Below are 21,659 nucleotides of genomic sequence, written 5' to 3' on the forward strand. Positions count from 1 at the left end.
TGCCCTTGCCTGTGCACGTTTGTCCACATATTTATTTTCACTACACTGAGGAGTTATCCATTATGGCTCAAAATACCCCTGCTCTCGCGGCACAGCCACGTAATGAGTTTGGTAAGGGCGCTGCCCGCCGTTTGCGTCGTGAATGGCGCGTACCTGGCGTTCTGTACGGCCCAAACACCGACCCAATTCACTTCTCTGTAGACCTGCTGGAGCTACAGACATTGATCCGTTACAACGGCCTGAACGCAGTTCTGGAATTGGAACTTGACGGCGAAAAGCACCTGTCCATGGTGAAGAACGTTGACCAAAACGTCCTCACCCTAGACGTCGATCACGTGGACCTATTGTCGATTAAGCGCGGCGAAAAGGTTGAGGTTGAGGTTCCTGTCACCGTTACTGGTGAGCCTGCCGCTGGCATGATGTTCATCCAGGACAACGACGTCTTGTTGGTTGAGGCCGACGTTCTGTCCATTCCAGAAGAGATCGAAGTTTCCATCGAAGGCGCAGAAGATGGCACCGTCATCACTGCAGCTGATTTGGACATCCCAGGTGGCGCCACCCTGGTCGCAGAAGAAGACACCGTCATCGTCTCCGTCATGGAGCCACAGGAAGACGAAGAACTCGAGGCTGCTGCTGCCGCTGCTGAAGAAGGCGGCGCTGAAGCCGGTGCAGACTCTGAAGAGGAGTCCGATGAGGAAACCCCTGCAGATCGTCTGGACCCTGACACCGAGTCCTCCGACGACAAATAAGCCACTGGATTATCTAGCCGTCGGCTAGATATGCCCAAACAGAAAGCCGAGTCCACCCCATGCACACTGCGAACGCTCTGTCTCAGCACAATAGTGTTCTGATAGTTGGGCTCGGCAACCCCGGTGCGCGTTATGCACAAACTCGGCACAATATTGGCTATCGCATCGTCAATGAATTAGCAGAAACGACAGCTTTCCAGCCTGTGCCATTTAGTTTGCATAAACGCACCGGGGCTTTTGTGGCCGAAATGCCTGCTGGTTCTATAGGCTACGGCTCCCCAAAAATCATCCTGTCGCGCACCGGTACACCGATGAACACCTCTGGCGGTGTGGTCAATGCCCTGGCAAATTATTTTCGTATTCCGGCTATCGGCATCGTCGCAGTTTATGACGATATGGAACGCGACTTTGGCGATTTCACTTTAAAACACGGCAGTGGCGATAAAGGCCACAACGGCTTGAAATCCCTTACCAAATCTCTGGGTACCAAAGACTATGCTCGTCTCAGCGTTGGCATTGGACGGCCCCCTGGCAAGATGGATCCGTCATCTTTTGTTTTAGGCAACTTTTCCGCCGCCCAAGAACGTGAATTGGAATTTATTATTCCGGACGTCGCTGACTATCTCCGGAAAGCACTTCTATAAATTTTCCCCTCGGGAATCCTCTGATATCGGGATATCGACCACGAATAGCCGGTATAGTGGGAGTTACGACTGCACAGTTGCACCCAAAACGAGGAGTTCCCTTGAGTTTCGAATCCATTGCGGATGTCGTCCAACATATCGAAGATGAAGATATTAAATTTGTCGACATTCAGTTCACTGACCTTCCCGGTGTAGAGCACCACTTCAGCATCCCTGCCTCGGAATTTACTGAGGAGGCAGCAGAAGAAGGCCTGGCTTTCGACGGCTCCTCAATTCGAGGATTCACCACCATTGATGAATCCGACATGATGTTGCTGCCGGATCCACATTCTGCGATCGTGGATCCTTTCCGCACGACAAAAACCTTGAACATCAAATGCTTCGTGCACGATCCGTTTACTCGTGAACCGTTTTCACGTGACCCACGCACGACTGCGCGTAAAGCGGAGGAGTATCTGAAGTCCACAGGTATCGCTGATACCTGCTTCTTCGGCGCCGAAGCCGAGTTTTATTTGTTCGATAAGGTTCGTTTCGATACCTCCACCAACGCTGGTTTCTACGAGGTGGATTCGGACGAAGGCTGGTGGAATACCGATAAAGAAACCACTATCGACGGCCTACCAAACCCTGGCTATAAAAATCGCCCTAAAGGCGGCTATTTCCCTACCGCACCGTATGACCAGACCGTAGAAATCCGCGATGCCATGGCATTGAACCTAGAAAAGGTTGGCTTTGAGCTAGAGCGGTTCCACCACGAAGTGGGTTCCGGCGGCCAGCAGGAAATCAACTACCGCTTCTCCACCCTGCTGCACTCTGCAGACCAAATTCAGCTGTTTAAATACATCATCAAAAACACCGCATTTCAGCATGGCAAGACTGCAACGTTCATGCCAAAGCCACTGGCTGGCGACAACGGTTCGGGAATGCACGCCCACCAGTCGCTGTGGAAAGATGGTGCGCCGCTGTTCCATGATGAAGACGGCTACGCGGGCCTGTCAGACATCGCCCGCTACTACATCGGTGGCATTCTGGAACATGCCGGTGCAGTACTGGCATTCACCAACGCGACGCTGAACTCCTACCACCGTCTGGTCCCTGGTTTCGAAGCTCCAATCAATTTGGTCTACTCCCAGCGCAACCGTTCGGCAGCCGTGCGTATTCCTACCACCGGCAACAACCCGAAGGCGAAGCGTTTGGAGTTCCGCGCACCGGACCCTTCAGGCAACCCATACTTGGGCTTTGCAGCGATGATGATGGCCGGTATCGATGGTATTAAAAACCGCATCGAACCACACGCTCCAGTGGATAAAGACCTTTACGAGCTCCCACCAGAAGAGGCCCAAGACATCCCGACCGCACCAACCTCGCTGGAAGAATCGCTGAAGGCCTTGCAGGAAGACAACGAGTTCCTGACCGAGGGTGATGTCTTCACCGAAGACCTCATTGATACCTACATCAAGTACAAGTACGACGAGGAAATCACTCCGGTTCGCCTGCGCCCAACCCCGCAGGAATTCGAAATGTACTACGACTGCTAAGCACCAAGCTTCACGCGCCAGCGCCCCACTTTCGGTGGGGCGTTTTTGGTTGGCTGTCATCTCGAGGAAAACCACCGAATTTTAGGTCGTCTATTTACGTTGGTGCATCGTGGCCGTACAGATCAGCTTGGCTCACCCAAAACGGGGGCGCTATATCCCGGAAAAAATCACAGAATTTTGGTAATTCTATTCTTTACAGGCCCCTTTTAGTAGGCTGAGAATTAGATACGAAATTAGGCCTGCCTTAATGTATCTGTCATTGTCTAACGTTGTCTAACGTTGACTAACGCTGTTTAACGCTGGTGGGCCTTAAAGAAAGGACCCACCATGCCCCGTACCTCCTCGAACCCCGCTGGCAAGACAAATCCGCTTCCCTACGCGCAGCGCCGCGCAGAAGATGCGCCCGGACACTGGCTGCTTGCACGGCTCGGAAAACGAGTGCTGCGCCCTGGCGGATTGGAACTCACCCGCAAGCTATTGCACAACGCCAAACTTACTGATGCCGACGTGGTCGAGCTAGCGCCTGGATTAGGCCGTACTGCCAGCGAACTACTCACTTTCCAACCAGCCAGCTATATCGGTGTCGACAAAGACGAAGATGCCGCGCGCATTACTGGGGAGATCGTCAAAGATACCGGCCGCATGGTACATGCAGATGCCGCAGATACTGGCCTGCCTGATGCTCATGCCGACGTTGTGTTGGGCGAGGCGATGTTGACGATGCAGTCGCCCACCGGAAAGCAAAAAATCGTACAGGAAGCAGCGCGAATGCTGCGCCCCGGTGGCAGGTACGCCATCCACGAACTTGGTTTGCAACCCGATGACCTCGACGACGAGTTTAAAACCGAGTTGCGCAAGAATCTCGCCCGCGTGATTAAGGTTAATGCCCGGCCGCTGACCATTGCTGAGTGGACGAAGCTTGTGGAAGAAGCGGGTTTGCAGGTGGAATGGACTGACACCGCACCCATGGCATTGCTGCAAATGCGCCGAAACCTTGCCGACGAGGGATTTTTGGGAACACTGCGCATCATCAAAAACGCCGCCCTGGACGCCGATGCCCGGCGCCGCATGTTGGCCATGCGCAAGCTATTTAATCAGCACAGCGATGTGCTGTGCGGCGTCGCACTCGTGGCACGAAAGCCAGAATAATTTTGGGAAAAGATCACAACTATTCCACCATCCCAACGCTTACCATTAGATAAAATGGTGGATGTATTCAACCGCAGAAAGGATGAACCATGACCTATGTAAACATCTCCGCACTGAGCTTTCCGGAAGGTGCCGCCGAAGAAATCGAGCAGCGTTTTGCGCAGCGTGCCAAGGGCGTCGACAAGGCAGAAGGGTTTGAAGGCTTCGAATTGCTGCGCCCCGTCTCTGGCGAAGATCGCTACTTCGTGATCACCCGCTGGGATAGCCAAGAAAACTACCAGAAGTGGTCAGACGCTCGCCCAGAAGGCAACCACGTGGAAGATGAAAAACGCGGCATGGCTGTCGACGTGCTCGGCTTCGAATCTATCCAGCTAGAACACTAAAGTGCAAAGCTAAAAACCATCCTCGCGGCACGTTTAGCGTGTCGCATACGCACTAGCCCAAATAAAAGCCGCGGGTCCAATCTCGGATCCCGCGGCTTTTATCGGCACTGGCACTAGTACCAGTGCATCAACTCCCCCGCGACTTATAGCTCGCTGATTGGACTGCGGTGCGGCAGCACACGCGGGCGCTTACCCGCAATATCTTCCACGAAACGCACTACCTGGTTGGAGTAGCCATACTCGTTGTCGTACCAGCCGTAAACCACCAGGTGTTTGGTGCCATTGGCAATCATCGCCAAGCCATCAAAACGTTCGGGGTAGGAACACGGATGGCATTACCGGTGAGCTTGCCCACTGCCCACAAATGGCAGGCATGGTGTATAGCTACTTAGGCTACAGAATGATCTATTCCGTGGTTGTATCACCCACCCCCGTGAGGGCCCAACCATCATAATTAACCTCAAAAATCAGAGGCAGGTCTGCCGGTAACCATCCACGATAACCAAAGTATTCCGGGGCCCTATGGGAGCACAAAGTAACATCTAGCCTATCGAGCACGTCAAAATCAACGTCACCGTCGGCATCTTTCAGGTACACCACCTCTTGAGTGTCGTAGCTGCCTAAGTCATAAGCCTCATCAGGCTCCAGACCCAGATGTTCGGAAATATCATCGACACTGGTGTACGGACATTGGACACCAAATTCTACCCAATGCTGACCATAAGCATCGCGAACCGAGATAGTAACCGGCCCCCAGATTCACTTGCAGCTGGTAACGCTTGTTCAATTTCGCTTGAACAAGCCACCAAGAACGCCATCAAAGACAACGCAAGGAACGCTTTACCCTGCCCAAAACTCAAGGGAAAACGGGAAGAATATCTCATTTCGGCAATGTCTCTAGCAAAGATGCATTCGCCATATCTTTACAGACATAAACGATTCCCTTATCCATACCCTCTTTTCCTTTTATCATCAACCCAATAGCACGTCCTGCAGCATTGTTAAGAACATCCATCTCCGCTTCGCCTGGATCATTCGGCCATACGTCTTCGTGGTTATACGCAATCCGTAACGCTGCATCTTCAGACAAATGCAAAGTCATCAATCCGCTCCAGTAGCAGTGACGAAAAGCACGGCATGTCTGTCGACGTATTGGGGTTTGAACCCATCCAGCTGGAAAGCTAAACCAGGCACCACGCAAACACAAAATAAAGCCGCGGGTCCAATCTCGGATCCCGCGGCTTTTATCGGCACTGGCACTAGTACCAGTGCATCAACTCCCCCGCGACTTATAGCTCGCTGATTGGACTGCGGTGCGGCAGCACACGCGGGCGCTTACCCGCAATATCTTCCACGAAACGCACTACCTGGTTGGAGTAGCCATACTCGTTGTCGTACCACACATAGACCACCAAATGTTTGGTGCCATTGGCAATCGTCGCCAAGCCATCGACCACACCGGCTTTAACGGAGCCAACGAAGTCCGAGGAGACCAATTCTGGGTCGTTGACGTAGTCCACCTGCTGACGCAGATTCGACAGCAGCGCCACCTTGCGCAAGTAGTCATTGACCTCGTCCTTGGTCACCTCAGTTTCCAGTTCCAGGTTCAACACCGCCATCGAAACATTCGGGGTTGGCACGCGGATAGCATTACCGGTGAGCTTGCCTTCGAATTCCGGCAAGGCCTTTGATACCGCCTTCGCAGCACCGGTTTCGGTGAGCACCATATTCAGACCCGCAGCGCGTCCACGACGGTCACCCTTGTGGTAGTTGTCGATCAGGTTTTGATCGTTGGTAAACGAGTGGGCGGTTTCCACGTGGCCGTGCGCGACGCCGTAGCGATCGCCCAGTGCCTTGAGCACCGGAGTAATGCCGTTGGTGGTACAGGATGCTGCAGATAGCACCTTGTCATCGTCACTAATGCTGTCTTCGTTGATGCCGAAAACGACGTTCGGAATATCGCCCTTGCCCGGCGCCGTCAGCAAGACACGGTCTGCGCCCTTGGCCTCCAGGTGCTGCGACAAGCCCTTGCGATCACGCCATGCGCCGGTGTTGTCGACGACAATGGCGTTGTTGATGCCATAGGAGGTGTAGTCGATTTCCTGTGGCGCGTTGGCGTAGATAACCTGGATCTTGGTGCCGTTTGCCCAGATGATGTTGTTTTCTTCATCCACGGAAATGGTGCCGTTGAATTCGCCATGCACGGAATCACGGCGCAGCAGCGAGGCACGTTTGATGATGTCGCCGTCGCCTTTAGAGCGCACGACAATCGCACGCAGACGCACACCGCCATAGGATGCTTCACGCTCCACCAGGATGCGTGCGAGCAGGCGGCCAATGCGGCCAAAACCATAAAGCACGACGTCGGTGGGTTCTTTCACGTTGGTGCGGCCACCAATGACTTCCTCTAACTCGGAGTGCAGGTAGTCAGAAAGATCAGTAGCACCGGATTGCGCAAACCCAACGGCCAAGCGCCCGACGTCGATTGATGCAGTACCCAAATCCATTGAGGTAAGTTCGCGCAGCACCGGCAGGGTCTTCTCCAGCGGCAAGTCTTCTTCGATGACCTGGTGCGCACGTTCGTGGGCTTTGATGATATCGATGTCGGTGACGCTAATCAGCAAACGACCAAAAATAGAGGTCACAACGTTGTTGTTGCGGTGCAGCGAGCTGATCAGCGGGATCATCTCCTGCGCCAGCGCGATACGTTCATTCCAGTTGTCGTGTCCTACCTCGGCGGGCTGATTCACAGTCATCTTCCTTTACGCGGGGGTATCGGGGTGCAAAATTACAACCCACATCCTACCCCGATTTTGGTTACTACCCCCGTAATTGGGCAAGGATGTCGGCGACACTGCCCTGACCGATCTTGTCGACGTCTTCGCCGACCAAGCAATATGCCACCCGCGGATCATTCTCCTGCCGCAGTGGCGCCAGCAATGAGTTCAACAGCGGATACATCGCCGGCACGTCATCGTGGTGTCCGCGAATAAATTCCGTCTCTAGTCCGCGGGCCACCCGGCCGGAAAACGCCCGGGTCGCCACCGAGGCACCCCCGGCCTGCAGTAGGGTGCGGTTGAACTCACTGGTGCCGGCTTCGTCGGCAAGCAAAAACGCCGAACCGCAACTCACCGCTTTTACCCGCGGAAGCTTAAGCAACTCGCGGGCATCGTCAGCAGTACGCACCCCACCAGAGGCCACGAGTTGTGCATTCACGCCAGCCAGCGACATCGTCTCGATAAGATCAACCAACCCTAGCCCGGACGGTTGTTCTTCCACCGACCAGGTTCCGCGGTGACCACCAGCGGCTGGGCCTTGCACGACTAGAGCATCGGCACCTGCATCTTGCGCACTCAACGCGTCTTCAATACTGGTGACAGTCACCCACGCCTCGATACCAGCCTCATGCAGGCGGCTTACTTCTGCAGAGCTAAAACACCCGAATGTCGAGCTGACCACCGTCGGTGGATTATCGGCGGACACAACAGCATCCAACTTATCCTGCCAACCATTGCTGTAATCCAGGTTTGGAAGCTGATCCGCTACCGCGTAGTCGCGCTGTAATTGTTGGTGAAAAGCGCTGATCTCCGCAGTAATTTCCAGCGGGGTTTGTGGGGCAAATAAATTGACCCCGTAACGCACCCCCGAATCCATGCCGGCGAGCATGTACTGCGCGTGGTCCACCGAAGTGGTGCCGAACGCCAGAAAACCGAAGGAACCAGCTTTAGCGGCTGCGTTAACCAGCCGCGGTGTGGACGGGCCACCTGCCATAGGTGCGATAAGTATACGGGATTCTAGTTGGCGTAATACTTCCGACATATCTGCCAGGCTAATGCAGATCACCGGCGTGCAGCAGTCAGTAGAGAAAACCCCCGCAATAATGAGACACTGGGCGGGTGAATATTGTGCGCAACCTATTATCAAGAATTTTCGGACGCAATACCGAAAGCACTAGTGACGCAATCGCCAACCCCGCCGACGGTGGGTATCAAAGGGCAACGACCCAACAACCGGTATTAAATCTTGCTGACGTCACGGCCGAGTGGCTAATCGTCGGCTTGGGTAATCCGGGGCAAAAATATGCGGCCACGCGCCACAACGTGGGCTATATGGTGGTCGACGATCTGCTGGCCGCATCCGGCGAGACCCTCCAGCCCATTAAAGATGTGCAGGCTTTTGGCACCATCATTGAATGTGGCGAAAACTCCGCTCTGGTGCTGCGCACCGCGAGCTTCATGAATAATTCCGGCCCGGCGATTGCCGAAGTTGCTCAACGTTCAGGCATCCCCGCGGAGCGAGTGCTGCTTATTCACGATGAATTAGACCTGAAAGAACACAAAATCCGCCTCAAACAAGGCGGAAATGAAGCCGGACATAACGGCCTAAAATCGACGACTGAGCATCTAGGCACCCGTGATTATCCCCGCGTGCGTATGGGGGTGGGGCACCCTGGGAAAGGAAACGACATCATCGCCTGGGTGCTGGGACCGGTCCCAGCCGGGGCTGGTTTTGATGAGTTTATTGCCACCGGCGCCGAGGCTGCCCGACTGATCGTGGCTCGGGGGCTAGGCGCCGCGCAAAACGAGATTCATTCTCGCTAACTAGCTATTAGCGCCAGCCTTGGTGACCTGATCGAGGATCTTGTCCAGGCCAGCCTTGGCCGCATCGGATGCGCGGAATTCACCATTGGCATCTTCTGGGTATGCAGCATTGAGGTCGATGTTCACGTCTTCGTCTGCCAGCTGCATAGCCAACATACCGCTAACTACAGTGCGCCAGGTGTCGGTCGCACCTTTGCCTGCCTGTGAGTAACCGTAGCCGACGAAACCGATTGGTTTGCCCTGCCATTCCTGGCCAAGCTGGTCGAAGGCATTTTTCATTGGGCCAGGTACGGTGCCGTTATATTCCGGAGTCACGAAAACAAAGCCGTCGTACTGGGCAATTACTTTGGCCCACTGCTGGGTCTTAGGATCTCCGTATTCGCCATTGGCCATGGCAGGGACGGTATCTGCAGCCAAAAATGGCAGGTCATGATCCTGCAGGTCGATGATTTCGTAATTGTGGCCGTCATTGCGGTGGGATGCGTGCTCGTGCACCCAGTGGCCAATCGCTTCACCAGCGCGGCCTGCACGGATCGAACCAATAAAGACACCAATATTCACGGTTACCTCCTAGAAATAATGAAGTTGATACAACAACAATAAAACGACTTTAGTTGACCTGTCAACAATAACTTCTTGGTATTCGTGAAAACCAGATCCACGTCGGCACGCACAGCACCGAACCATTAGACTGTTCAACCATGACCACTGCTGTTTCCTCCCCTGCCCACGAGGCCTCGCGCCGCCGCACCTTTGCTGTGATCGCCCACCCCGACGCGGGTAAATCAACCCTGACCGAGGCGCTGGCGCTACACGCACACATCATCACCGAAGCTGGCGCGGTACACGGCAAAGGAAACCGCAAAGCCACCGTGTCTGACTGGATGGACATGGAAAAAGACCGAGGCATTTCCGTGGCCTCTTCCGCGCTGCAGTTCAACTATTCCCCGGAAGGCCACGACGGCGAACCGTACGTGATCAACCTGGTAGATACCCCTGGACACGCAGATTTTTCGGAGGATACCTACCGCGTTCTCACTGCCGTCGACGCGGCAGTCATGCTCATCGACGCCGCCAAGGGCCTGGAGCCGCAAACACTGAAGCTATTCCGCGTATGTAAAGCCCGTGGTTTGCCGATTATCACGGTAATCAACAAGTGGGACCGGGTGGGCCGCGAACCTTTGGAGCTTGTCGACGAAATCGTCAACGAAATCCAGCTCCAGCCCACACCGCTATACTGGCCGGTCGGCGAAGCCGGTGACTTCCGCGGGCTCGCCCACATTAACGACGACGGTGAAGCCGATAACTACATCCACTTCATCCGCACCGCCGGTGGCTCCACCATCGCACCGGAAGAGCACTACTCACCGCAGCAAGCTGGCGAAAAAGAAGCCGAAGCGTGGGAAACGGCAGTGGAAGAAGCCGAACTTTTGGCCGCCGACGGAGCGCTACACGATCAAGACCTATTCGAACAGTGTGTGACCTCGCCGTTGATTTTCGCCTCCGCGATGCTGAACTTCGGCGTACACCAAATCCTGGACACGTTGTGCGCAATCGCCCCGCAACCAGGTAGCCGCGAGTGCGACCCCAAGGTAGTGGAAAAAGCCACCGGGGCCATCGCCGAAACCCGCGAGGTGGACGACGATTTCGCCGGCGTCGTGTTCAAGGTTCAAGCCGGCATGGACCGCAACCACCGCGACACCCTAGCCTTTATGCGCGTGGTCTCCGGCGTCTTCGAACGCGGCATGCAGGTCACGCACGCGCAATCTGGGCGCAGCTTCTCGACGAAATACGCACTGACCGTTTTCGGCCGCACCCGCGATACCGTCGAAGCCGCCTATCCTGGCGATATCGTCGGATTGGTCAACGCGGGATCGCTGGCTCCTGGCGATACCATTTATTCGGGCAAGAAGATCCAGTTCCGCCCGATGCCACAGTTCGCTCCGGAAAGTTTCCAGACTCTACGAGCAAAATCGCTGGGCAAATACAAGCAATTCCGCAAAGGGCTGGAGCAACTGGATGCCGAGGGCGTCGTGCAGATCCTGCGCAACGAACTGCGCGGCGACGCTGCCCCTGTGATGGCAGCCGTGGGCCCGATGCAGTTCGAAGTCATGCAGGCCCGCATGGAGGTCGAATACAACGTGGAAACCGTCGTCGAGCCCGTCCCCTATTCGGTAGCACGACGCACCGATGCGGCCTCAGCTGAAGAATTAGGCCGCCAGCGCGGAGTGGAAATTTTCACTCGCACCGACGGCGAATTGATTGCGCTGTTCGGCGATAAATGGAAGCTCGCGTTCGTACAAAAAGAACACCCAGAGCTCACCATGGAGCCGTTGGTAGCCGATTAAGCATCAGCCCGCGCTGCGTATAAGTCGACTAGTATAGCTCGACCGCCCGCAAGTCGATACTGCCATCACCAGTGATTTCCAATTGGCTAACCGGGCGGTTCTTTACTGTTTCCGGCAAGCTAATCCTTAAGGTGCGTATCCAGTATTCACCGTTGCTGGTTTCCGTGGTGGCATCTTTCAGTACCGGGTTGGGTGTCGGCACTGGGACTGGCTGGCGGGAACCATCGTCCATGATCGCCGTAATTTCCAGCTTGGTTTCTTTCTTGCCGTCTTCCCGGCTGCCAGTAGGCATCATGTGCATGCTCAGCGCTTCCGCGCCTGCAGAACTCACCGGAACCACCGCGGGGGATTTAGTCAATTGTACGCGGGCATTGACAGAAGCGGAATTGACGATTCCCAGGTCCACGAAATCGCAGCGGTCGTCATACTGCACCGGGTTCATAGAGGGATAAATCCGACAGAACTCGGCCTCACTCCCTGGCAGTTGCGCTTCTGGCTCTGAAGCAATCCATTGCTCTGCAGCGGCCGAGGTGGCAGCATACACACTCGCTTCTCTGCCTGCGAGCTCACTCGGTAGCTCGTCATCAGCCTGCAATGGATACGGCCCGTCTTGGCCACGGAGAGTTTGATCAAACCAAAGCCGGAGAGCTTCTGCTAAAAATTCCTCATGCTCTGTGGCACCAATGTCGCTAATTTCGCCATCATCGATGCGGTCGTCGAATTCCCGCTTGGATAAAACGCGGTTAATATAGTTGTGCCCAAGCCCCGACACAATAACGTTTAAGGCTGCCGTGTTTCTGTCTTGCCCCACGTATTCCGGCAACCAGTCAGCTGCGGCCTGGGAAGTATCCCCATCTGCTTGCCCATCGATGGTCAAAGTAGGCACATCGGCGGGAGCTGGGGAAAAATTATCTTCTGGAAATTCTGGCACATGGTAGAACCCGCCATAGCTGGCCAAAGATATCTCAGGCCACATTTCTGCAGCCTTATTTCCTAGCAATGCAGAACGCGAGTGCATAAACACACCAGTGCGAGAAAGATCCGTCATGCCCACAAGGCTGTCGTCTAAGTGCTGCGACTGGCCCTGGTTCGCCGCCTCTAGTTCTGTACGAATGGCACTGACCACACCCGCCCAGGCTTCCACCTGGTCGTATGGTTGCGTGGGGCTTTCTGGCGCCCACAACGGGCCTAAGTCAGGAACGACGACGGTGTATCCGGCCTCTGCGAGATCCTCTGCCAAATAGTGCATTCCGCGATCTGCACGTACCTCATCTACCCCATCTGGGCACGGGTAGGCGAAAGTATCATCAGCGCAATTAAACGTGCGCAAATGATTCACTACCACCAGCGGAGCATTGCTATGCCCCGCCGTTGTCACGCTGCCGCGGACGGGTAAATCTATGTCTGGAGAAACCTGATAATCCTCCAGCGCAAATTCATAGGTGGTGGCAGTTGTTTTTTCCGTGGCCGTAGTAGTTTCTGCAGCCGTATTCTGCCCCGTTGTTGCCTGTTCTGGCGCTGCCTTCCGCGCGTCGTCATCAGACGGAGCCGAACAGGCCACGAGCAACAAAGTAGTACCTGTCAACAAAGCTAAAATACTCGAACGCATGACAGACAATTCTACCGGCACGGTGGGTTCCGGTCGTTTTTACCGGACAGGGCCAGGAAGTCACCAACTCACGGTAATCAGAATCCGATGGCGCGCAGAGCCTGATCGTAATCGTCTTGAGTGACCTCAACCTTGGAACAATCCTGGGGGACATAAATGCTCAGACGTGGCTCACCTGGCTTACCATCAAAGCGGGCACGACAATCCGCAGCCTGCTGCGGGGTTGTTAGACCATAATTTAAGGCATTGTAATATTTGTTATCCACGTTCTTAAGAAACGCCACCAATGCGCGGAAGTTGCTTGGCTGATTACCGCTCGGGTCGTTCCAGAGCACGGAGCTGCCAATAGACAGCGCCGAGCTGAGCTGATTCACCACTGAATTGTCCTGAGCCGACGACGATTGCACCAGTTGTTTCTGAACAGGCGTCGCTTGAGCAACCCCGCTGCTTCCCAGGCCTGCCAGCGTGAGAACAGCCAAGCTTGCGGTGAACATTTTCTTCATGAATACTCCTTGTCTAGTTATGTGATCGAACATTTCATGCTTCACCAGTGAAGCGGTTCATACAGCTGCTATTTTACATAGCACTACCTAACAATACCTAGACGCACCTTTATGATCCCCCCCCCACACCGAGGGCAAATGCTTAGGAACAAAACCGGAACGATACCGGAACAATGTAGTCGTGGAAGATAATTCAGATAATTCTGAGATTAAATTCGTTTTCCTTTAACCGGTCAGGAATTCTTCCCATTGCGGCCATTCTTTTTCCGTTTGGATCTGGCCCATCCGGTAGCTGTGCAGCAGCTTTTCGGCATCGCGTTCCGTTGATTCCACGGACAAATCCGTCGGAAAGAACAATTGCGCACGGCCTTGTTTCTCCAACGTAAGCAGGCGATCTTTCGCGGCATTGTATTTATCCGGCCGTTCAATCATGGCCTTGGCCACAGCTGGGTGTTTAAAAAATGCTCGACGCAAAAAGCCCTCACGCTGCGTGGCTGGGCGCACATAATCGCGGGGCTTCGTCGCCAAGAAAAGAATCTTTCTAAAACCAGCTTGCTCGGCCTCATTGACCACAACACCACCGGAATCTCCCAATGCACCATCGACAAACGGCACATCATCAATCAGGCGCATCGGCATGATCAGCGGCAGTGTGGATGAGGCGCGTACGCGCATCATCAGATCCGGCAAGCTTGGCATGTCCTCCCGGCCCCAGTTGACGGTCTCTCCGGTATCGGCACGCGTGGCACTGATGCAGACTTGTGCCGACGATTCCGTGAACGTTTTCCAGTCAAACGGGAGATCTTTGTCGGCGGCTTTTTCGTAGATAAACTCTGCATTGAAATATCCCCGACCGCGCAAGAAATGACTCAACCCACCAAACGAGGGGTTATTCGCAAAATCCGTGAACGAACTGCGGGCGCGTTCTTTATCACCAGAAAGGAAATTCACGGTGTGTGAGGCACCAGCAGATACTCCACCGACCCAGCCAAATTGCACGTGCTTTTCCAGCAGGTGCACAATGCTGGCGGCGGTATAGGAATTACGCATTCCCCCGCCTTCAATCACTAAAGCTGTATCTCGTGCGTCGATCATCTTTGCCCATAATAGTCGCGAGCTCGTGAAATTGTGACTAAAAGTGATTCACCGTTAACCGGTTAGAATGACCGCATGGGACTATTCGACCTGCTACGCGGTTCTGCTAAGCCCGCTCTCACCCAACTTCCGGATACTGCACGCCACGTAGGCGTCGACAAGCTGGCAGTGCACACGGCAGAAGAAATGGTGATCATCACAGGATCGGTGCAGGTAGCAAGCATTATTCTGGACGCCGCCGACAATAATCACGCCGCGGTGGTTACAGGACCCAACGCGCAGATTGTACTGGTGCCGACGAGAACTGATGATCTGCCGGTACACGATCCGAACAATGGTTGGCTGCTTCCGCTAAGCCCCGCACTCCGTTCTGCAATCACCCAGCGCTTGGCACCCAAGCCATGTGAACTGGAACTGACCGAACGCGTCGGCATAATTATTGAATAATAAACGAACATATACGAGCGCTTAGACCCCGAGTGCGCCGAGCACGATTAACAGCACGCCCACGCTGTAGCCTGCCACCTTGCTCAAGAGCTCAGTGTTGTGTGATGCCTTAGTAAACAGCCGCCCAATAGGTGAATTCGGAGCAATGCGAACCCAACCGACGAGCAAAGCGGCGATAATCGGCAGCGACAGTGCGATGCTGGCATATAACACCACGCCTGCCCCAAGAGTCGCTGGTGCAGGGTGCAAGGCGGCCAGCACGATTAGCCCTGCGAAAAACGGCGCGGAAGTAGCCGATTGCACTACGCCAAGACCAAAGCCAGTCCAAAATGTCATCGGGGACGGCCGCTGCAGCCCGCCGAGCAAACGCCCTACCACCGCCGACGGCTTTCCCTTCGAAATCCACGTACCCAGCAAGGTGATCACACCGACGGCCATCAATGTCAGGCCGAAGGCCGCAGAATCCAGGATTTTCTGCATCAATTCGCCGAAGCCAGAAAGTACGACGGTCACCAGCAAAGCCAGCGCAAAAACCCCAGACCAATTGCCCGCCACTAATAGCGGGGTAACCTTTTTATACATTCCAGCTGGCAGTAGCACGCCCAGGGCAACGATCACTGCGATGGACAAGACATTGATCGAGTCCATGAAGGCGTAGCTGACGGAGTAAAGCATGGTGGACACTTTACCGTGCGCGGCTGGCAGCTCACCGATAGATCCAGCCTGATAGATCCAGCCCCGGGTGAGACAGCCGATCAGGGACTGGCTTGTAAACTCAATGCTATGCTTTCTGCCCCGCGCACCGTCACCGATATCGCGACCGATGGCTTCCTGGCGCAAGCCGATTGTCTGGCGCTATTCCATGCTCGTTTTGGCGAGATCAGCCGTGTGCAGCTCACCTTGCACCAGGAACCCCACGGCACGGAAACCAAAAACCCGACCAACCAGAAAGCACTTGCCGACGGCTGGGACCGGGCAGTGACGGTATCGTTTGCAAGCAGCAACATACAGCAGCAAGTGGAGCTAGCAGGTACTTGGGTCGCGACCATCGCCGATGATGCTTGGTATTGGCAGACTGCTGCCGTCGTTGATTTTCCAGGGATCGCAGAATTGGATCCGCAGAATCCACAGGTCGCAAGCGATGAGCTCCTAGCTGCGGGGCGCACGCTATTTCGTAATATTCCAGCGGTATTGGTTCCCCTTACTGCATCTTCACGTAAGGACGAGACCCAGTGCTGTGCTGTCGTGATGATTAGAGATTTTGCCGAGGAAGGTCCAGTTCCACTAGCACTGACGCATGGTTTAGCGAAGTTGCCCAACAACTACGACGTTATGCGTGCACTGAAAGGCTTTGCAGTGGTACGCGGTCTTGATTTTTATACCGATTCGCCGACTGTCACCATCGGTTCCGGTGACAACCAGATAACCATTACCGTGCGAAACGGTGTTGCTGTCGATGTGGCCTCGAAGATTACGAAGACCTCGAAGATTACGAAGCAGCTTGATTCGGACGAGACAAGCATGCCGCCGGAGCCGACCATTGACAAACTTATCCACGACGGACGCCAGTTTATCCGCCAGCATTCCGACGACGAACGAAGCACCAACGCGGCCGTTGACTGCTGGGCTCTTGCCACTGTGAGTGGTGATACGTGGACGTGGGCATGGGCCGATCCCATGCTCGCGAACACGCCTGGTGCACAAGAAAGCCGAAAGCTCTTAGACTTCGGGATCCAGAATGGAGTCATAGATTTTGTCCGACCACATATTGATATTCGACGGATGCGTAGCTGCTTAGCGTTTGAAACCGAAGTCTCCTATACCAATCTCGCCGACACTTGCAGCGAGCGAAGCACAGAACATGCCCAGGCTATCGCCGCTCTTGTCACAGCATGCGCACCTATCACAGAGTGTTTTGGCCATAAGATAGACCAACTCGATAAGAAAACCACGGGTGTTTTGGTCTTTTCTTCCTAGACTCATGACGCAAGCCCGGAAGCTAACTCTCACACTTGCTAGCTTCCGGGCTTGTATCCGGGTTGCGGGTGGGTGAGCTCAGTGGTGCCGCTAAGCGCAGCACCAACCGGCCACCGCATGCTAGAAAAATCTAGCTCTCTTTCGCTTCTACTGGCGTTTCACTCACGACGATGCCATCCGCATCGGCATAAACATACTGTCCAGGGACAAATTCAATGCCACCAAATTGCACGGTGATATCGACTTTGCCAACCTTATCTTTCGCGGATTTGCGCGGGTTGGTCCCCAAAGCCTTGACACCAATATTCATAGTGCCGATTTCTTGGGAATCCCGGATGGCTCCATTAACGATGATCCCAGCCCAGCCGTTATCCACGCCTGCGCCAGCGATCATGTCGCCGACCATAGCGGTATGCAGATTTTCTTGGGCATCGATGACCAAGACTCCGCCTTCGTTCGGTTGGTTCAAGATTTCTTTCACCAAGGCATTATGTTGAATTGCCTGGATGGTGGAAATCTTGCCGCAAAAGTCGGTTTTTCCTCCGTAGTTGGTGAACTGCTTGTCGCAGCTGCGTAGCTGTTCACCGTGGATATCTCCGATATCGGCGGTGGGAACGAATTGGATCGCCATGATTAGAACTGGCCTTCCTCAGTGGAACCCTTCAATGCGGTGGTCGACGACGTTGGGTCGACGGTGGTGGCGATGTTGTCGAAGTAACCGGCACCGACCTCACGCTGGTGCTTGACGGCGGTGAAGCCGCGCTCTTTTGCTGCAGCGAATTCCTTATTCTGCAGCTCGACGAACGAGGTCATGCCGTTGCGTGCGTAACCGTGTGCCAGGTCGAACATGCCATAGTTCAGGGAGTGGAAACCTGCCAGGGTAATGAACTGGAAGGTAAAGCCCATGGCACCCAGTTCTTTCTGGAACTTCGCGATGGTCTCGTCGTCCAGGTGCTTGGACCAGTTAAACGATGGCGAGCAGTTATAAGCCAGTTTCTGGTCTGGGAATTCAGCCTTGACGGCCTCGGCAAACTGCTTCGCGGCTTCCAGGTCTGGGACACCGGTTTCCATCCAGATCAGGTCGGAGTACGGCGCATAGGACTTTGCACGTGCGATACAAGGCTCGATACCTGGGCGTACGTGGTAGTAGCCTTCTGCCGTACGGTCACCTTCGATGAATGGCTTGTCGCGCTCGTCAACGTCCGAGGTGATCAGGGTTGCAGCTTCTGCGTCGGTACGTGCAATAACGACGGTTGGAACACCAGCAACGTCGGCAGCCAGACGTGCAGACGACAGGGTGCGGATGTGCTGCTGGGTAGGGATCAAAACCTTACCGCCCAGGTGGCCACATTTCTTTTCGGAAGCCAGCTGGTCTTCCCAGTGAGTACCTGCAGCACCGGCGTTGATCATGGCCTTCTGCAGCTCGTATACGTTCAGTGCACCACCGAATCCGGCTTCACCATCGGCAACGATAGGAACCAACCAGTTGTCGATGGAGTCATCGCCTTCGACACGAGCGATCTCGTCGGCACGCAGCAGTGCGTTGTTGATGCGGCGAACCACCTGCGGAACGGAGTTCGCTGGGTACAGCGACTGATCTGGGTAGGTGTGGCCAGCCAAGTTGGCATCACCAGCAACCTGCCAGCCGGACAGGTACACGGCCTTCAGACCACCGCGGACCTGCTGTACAGCCTGGTTACCGGTCAGGGCACCTAAGGCGTTGATGTAATGTCCATCGCCCTTCGAGACCTCGTCCCACAGGATCTCAGAGCCGCGGCGTGCCAGGGTGTGCTCTTCGACGACATTGCCTTGCAGCTCGGCTACCTTTTCTGCCGTGTAATCACGGGTGACGTTGGCCCAGCGAGGGTTTTCATCCCAATCTTTTTGGATTTCTGCGGCGGTACGTGCTTGACCGGTAGTAGTCATCGCAACTCCCTTTCTCGTTGGCTTATGAGGTGATTCACATCATGAGTCATGAATCCGATCACGTCAAGAATTGCATGTGGCCTACAGCCGACGGGGGTAGTGTCAGAATTCACATAAGTTTTCGAGATGAAAATACCCACTGAACAGCACCCGCAGAACAAAAACCCCTATGCGGTGCACGAATACCACAGTCAAACAGTACGGACATACTGTTAAAACAGTACGATCGGACTGTTTTCTTAAGTTATTTTCGATAGTCGAACAGGGGTGAATTTACGCATTTCCGGAACCGCACTACACACAGTGAGGCAATTCACTTATTGTGGTCTCATGCCCCGGGGCACAGTGAACGCCCATCGTGAGTGTCCACTCACACAGATCACGTACTCCCCTGAGGGTCTGACCGCGAGGATTAGAAGGAGTTTTATGACTAACGAAGACACCACCCCACGCACAGAGGTTGCAGGCCTCAACGTCGACAACGCCCTCTACGAATTCGTCAACGGCACCGTGCTGCCACGTATCGGCATCGACGCCGACAAATTCTGGAATGGTTTTGCAGACATCATCCGTACCCACACCCCGCGCAACAAGGAACTGCTGGCCCGCCGCGACGAGCTGCAAAAGACTCTCGACGAGCACTTCCGTACCAACCCAGGCCAGCCAGATCCTGCAGAACACGAGAAGTATCTGCGCGAGATCGGTTACCTGGAAGACAAGCCAGCACTGGCTGATGTCACTACCGCCAACCTGGACTCCGAAATCGCCGAAGTCGCTGGCCCACAGCTCGTCGTTCCAGTTCTCAACGCACGATTTGCACTGAACGCAGCTAATGCGCGTTGGGGCTCGCTGTACGACGCCTTGTACGGCACAGACGCTATCTCGGAAGAAGGCGGAGCAGAGCCAGGTGATTCCTATAACCCTGTCCGCGGTGACAAGGTCATCGCCTGGGCTCGCAACTTCCTGGACGAGGTCGCTCCCCTGGAACAAGGTTCGCATGCCGATGCCGAATCTTATGCCATCGACGGCGACAAGCTGGCAGTCACCGTGAATGGCTCCACCACCGGCCTAGCCAATGCCGAACAGCTCGTCGGTTTCAATGGCGAGAAATCCGCACCATCCGAGGTGGTGCTGCGCAACAACGGCCTGCACATCCTGATCCAGATCACCCCAGAACATCCCGTCGGCAAGACCGATAAGGCTGGGGTGTCAGACGTCATTCTAGAATCAGCCACCTCCACCATCGTGGACTTCGAAGACTCCGTTGCCGCCGTCGATGGTGAAGACAAGACCCTGGGCTACCACAACTGGTTCGGACTGAACACCGGTGAGCTGAAAGAAGAGCTGGAAAAGGGCGGCCAGACCATCACCCGTAAGCTCAACGACGACCGCACTTACACGGATCTTTCTGGCACCGAGCAGACCCTGCACGGTCGCGCCCTGCTGCTAGTGCGCAACGTCGGTCACCTGATGACCAACCCTGCGATCCTGGTCGACGGCGAGGAAATTTTCGAAGGCATCATGGACGCTGTTTTGACCAGCGCCTGCGCTATCCCAGGATTGCAATCGGATAACCCTCGGAAGAATTCCCGTGCGGGATCGATCTACATCGTGAAGCCAAAGCAGCACGGTTCTTCCGAGGTAGCGTTCACCAACGATTTGTTCGCTTCGGTGGAAAAGCTGCTGGGCCTGGAGAAAAACACCTTGAAGGTCGGCGTTATGGACGAAGAACGTCGTACCTCGGCCAACCTGGCTGCTGCGATCACCGCGGTCAGCGAGCGCGTTGCCTTCATCAACACTGGATTCCTGGATCGCACCGGTGATGAGATCCACACCTCCATGCAAGCTGGACCGATGGTGCGCAAGGCTGATATGCAGACCGCACCATGGAAGCAAGCTTACGAAGACATCAACGTCGACACCGGTATCACACTGGGGCTGCCTGGTAAGGCACAAATCGGTAAAGGCATGTGGGCCATGACCGAGTTGATGGCAGACATGCTGGACAAGAAGATCGGGCAGTTGAAAGAAGGCGCATCGACCGCCTGGGTGCCGTCCCCTACCGGCGCAACTTTGCACGCCACTCATTACCACCACGTCAACGTTCCGCAGATGCAGGAAGAGTTCCGCAAGGCCGGCGAGCGCGACAACTTCCACAACCTCTTGACCGTCCCGGTTGCTGAAAACCCAGACTGGTCCGATGAGGTGAAGAAGGAAGAAGTCGACAACAACTGTCAGTCCATCCTGGGCTACGTGGTCCGTTGGGTAGAACAAGGTGTCGGTTGTTCCAAGGTCCCAGATCTTTACGACGTATCCCTGATGGAAGACCGCGCTACCCTGCGTATTTCCTCACAGCTGCTGGCTAACTGGATTGAGCATGGCGTCGTCAGCAAAGACTTCGTCGAACAGGAGCTGCAGAAGATGGCGGAAGTCGTCGACAAGCAAAACGCTGGCGACGATGCCTACCGCAATATGGCTCCGAACTTCGACGAGTCGGTGGCGTTCCAGGCGGCTCGCGACCTGATTTTCAAGGGCACCGAGTCCCCGTCCGGATACACTGAGCCGATCCTGCATGCTCGTCGTCGTGAGTTCAAAGCGAAAAACGCTTAACAATTCACCGATTCGTCCTGGTGTGCTTAAGCACTGAAACAGCGCAGTGGTACACGTACACGAGTTCCACATGGCCTAGT

Annotated in this window: 20 protein-coding genes and 1 pseudogene; 10 read left to right on the top strand and 11 right to left on the bottom strand. The window is 54.9% G+C overall.

The genetic code is table 11. The annotated features are described in order from the left end of the window. Positions 1–62 precede the first annotated feature (62 nt). The 5 genes from A5774_RS06440 (at position 63) to A5774_RS06460 (ending at position 4,463) form a co-directional block, all read left to right on the top strand. On the top strand, positions 63–749 hold the full coding sequence (locus tag A5774_RS06440; protein WP_021353256.1) for a 50S ribosomal protein L25/general stress protein Ctc: 687 nt from the start codon (positions 63–65) through the stop codon (positions 747–749). A gap of 59 nt (positions 750–808) precedes the next feature. Continuing rightward, positions 809–1,393 (top strand): aminoacyl-tRNA hydrolase, encoded by a 585-nt coding sequence (gene pth, locus A5774_RS06445; protein WP_064833887.1) that lies wholly within the window; start codon positions 809–811, stop codon positions 1,391–1,393. 101 nt (positions 1,394–1,494) lie between these two features. After that, entirely contained in the window at positions 1,495–2,931 is a 1,437-nt protein-coding gene (gene glnA, locus A5774_RS06450) for a type I glutamate--ammonia ligase (RefSeq protein WP_021353254.1), read from the top strand. A 327-nt stretch (positions 2,932–3,258) separates the two neighbouring features. Further along, entirely contained in the window at positions 3,259–4,080 is an 822-nt protein-coding gene (locus A5774_RS06455; protein WP_064833889.1) for a class I SAM-dependent methyltransferase, read from the top strand. An 89-nt stretch (positions 4,081–4,169) separates the two neighbouring features. Continuing rightward, a complete protein-coding gene (locus A5774_RS06460; RefSeq protein WP_027017677.1) occupies positions 4,170–4,463 on the top strand; it encodes an antibiotic biosynthesis monooxygenase in 294 nt (97 codons plus the stop codon). 143 nt (positions 4,464–4,606) lie between these two features. On the opposite strand, the pseudogene A5774_RS11265 reads toward A5774_RS06460, so the two are convergent. The 4 genes and pseudogenes from A5774_RS11265 to A5774_RS06480 form a co-directional block, all read right to left on the bottom strand. Further along, positions 4,607–4,768 (bottom strand): annotated as a pseudogene (locus tag A5774_RS11265) (glyceraldehyde-3-phosphate dehydrogenase); the annotation flags it as partial. Positions 4,769–5,343: 575 nt separating this feature from the next. Next, entirely contained in the window at positions 5,344–5,565 is a 222-nt protein-coding gene (locus A5774_RS06470) for a hypothetical protein (protein WP_064833893.1), read from the bottom strand. 187 nt (positions 5,566–5,752) lie between these two features. Further along, positions 5,753–7,219 (bottom strand): glyceraldehyde-3-phosphate dehydrogenase, encoded by a 1,467-nt coding sequence (locus A5774_RS06475; protein ID WP_027017675.1) that lies wholly within the window; start codon positions 7,217–7,219, stop codon positions 5,753–5,755. A gap of 64 nt (positions 7,220–7,283) precedes the next feature. Continuing rightward, on the bottom strand, positions 7,284–8,282 hold the full coding sequence (locus A5774_RS06480) for a nitronate monooxygenase (RefSeq protein WP_064833895.1): 999 nt from the start codon (positions 8,280–8,282) through the stop codon (positions 7,284–7,286). A 77-nt stretch (positions 8,283–8,359) separates the two neighbouring features. Here A5774_RS06480 and pth (A5774_RS06485) point away from each other — a divergent pair, with 77 nt between their 5' ends. Next, on the top strand, positions 8,360–9,064 hold the full coding sequence (gene pth, locus A5774_RS06485; RefSeq protein WP_064833897.1) for an aminoacyl-tRNA hydrolase: 705 nt from the start codon (positions 8,360–8,362) through the stop codon (positions 9,062–9,064). Here the strand turns inward: pth (A5774_RS06485) and A5774_RS06490 are convergent, their stop codons facing one another. Then, entirely contained in the window at positions 9,065–9,625 is a 561-nt protein-coding gene (locus tag A5774_RS06490; RefSeq protein ID WP_064833899.1) for an NADPH-dependent FMN reductase, read from the bottom strand. A 140-nt stretch (positions 9,626–9,765) separates the two neighbouring features. On the opposite strand from A5774_RS06490, the gene A5774_RS06495 reads away from it, so the two are divergent. Continuing rightward, a complete protein-coding gene (locus A5774_RS06495; protein ID WP_064833901.1) occupies positions 9,766–11,412 on the top strand; it encodes a peptide chain release factor 3 in 1,647 nt (548 codons plus the stop codon). Positions 11,413–11,440: 28 nt separating this feature from the next. On the opposite strand, the gene A5774_RS06500 is transcribed toward A5774_RS06495, so the two are convergent. From A5774_RS06500 to A5774_RS06510, 3 genes are all read right to left on the bottom strand, one after another. Continuing rightward, positions 11,441–13,021, bottom strand: a complete 1,581-nt coding sequence (locus A5774_RS06500) for a hypothetical protein (protein WP_156519564.1) — start codon at positions 13,019–13,021, stop codon at positions 11,441–11,443. A 77-nt stretch (positions 13,022–13,098) separates the two neighbouring features. Beyond that, positions 13,099–13,524 carry a hypothetical protein gene (locus A5774_RS06505; RefSeq protein ID WP_064833904.1) on the bottom strand — a complete coding sequence of 142 codons (426 nt, stop codon included), beginning with the start codon at positions 13,522–13,524 and terminating at the stop codon, positions 13,099–13,101. A 225-nt stretch (positions 13,525–13,749) separates the two neighbouring features. Further along, complete coding sequence (locus tag A5774_RS06510; RefSeq protein WP_064833906.1) at positions 13,750–14,619, bottom strand: patatin family protein; 870 nt, start codon at positions 14,617–14,619, stop codon at positions 13,750–13,752. 75 nt (positions 14,620–14,694) lie between these two features. Here A5774_RS06510 and A5774_RS06515 point away from each other — a divergent pair, with 75 nt between their 5' ends. Next, entirely contained in the window at positions 14,695–15,066 is a 372-nt protein-coding gene (locus tag A5774_RS06515; RefSeq protein ID WP_064833908.1) for a hypothetical protein, read from the top strand. 21 nt (positions 15,067–15,087) lie between these two features. On the opposite strand, the gene A5774_RS06520 is transcribed toward A5774_RS06515, so the two are convergent. Then, a complete protein-coding gene (locus tag A5774_RS06520) occupies positions 15,088–15,741 on the bottom strand; it encodes a hypothetical protein (protein ID WP_064833975.1) in 654 nt (217 codons plus the stop codon). 108 nt (positions 15,742–15,849) lie between these two features. Between A5774_RS06520 and A5774_RS06525 the strand changes: the two genes are divergently transcribed. After that, entirely contained in the window at positions 15,850–17,043 is a 1,194-nt protein-coding gene (locus A5774_RS06525) for a DUF6882 domain-containing protein (RefSeq protein ID WP_064833910.1), read from the top strand. Positions 17,044–17,173: 130 nt separating this feature from the next. On the opposite strand, the gene rraA is transcribed toward A5774_RS06525, so the two are convergent. Together rraA and aceA are read right to left on the bottom strand one after the other, a co-directional pair. Continuing rightward, positions 17,174–17,674 (bottom strand): ribonuclease E activity regulator RraA, encoded by a 501-nt coding sequence (rraA, locus tag A5774_RS06530; protein WP_027017664.1) that lies wholly within the window; start codon positions 17,672–17,674, stop codon positions 17,174–17,176. Positions 17,675–17,676: 2 nt separating this feature from the next. Next, positions 17,677–18,969: an isocitrate lyase gene (aceA, locus tag A5774_RS06535; protein WP_021352777.1), complete on the bottom strand. Its 1,293-nt coding sequence runs from the start codon at positions 18,967–18,969 to the stop codon at positions 17,677–17,679. Between the two features lie 426 nt (positions 18,970–19,395). On the opposite strand from aceA, the gene glcB reads away from it, so the two are divergent. Further along, the gene (gene glcB, locus A5774_RS06540; protein WP_064833912.1) at positions 19,396–21,579 is read left to right on the top strand and encodes a malate synthase G; all 2,184 of its coding nucleotides are present in this window, start codon (positions 19,396–19,398) and stop codon (positions 21,577–21,579) included. The last annotated feature ends 80 nt before the right edge of the window (positions 21,580–21,659 follow it).

Source organism: Corynebacterium sp. EPI-003-04-2554_SCH2473622 (assembly GCF_001665955.1).
Taxonomy (GTDB): Bacteria; Actinomycetota; Actinomycetes; order Mycobacteriales; family Mycobacteriaceae; genus Corynebacterium; species Corynebacterium pseudodiphtheriticum.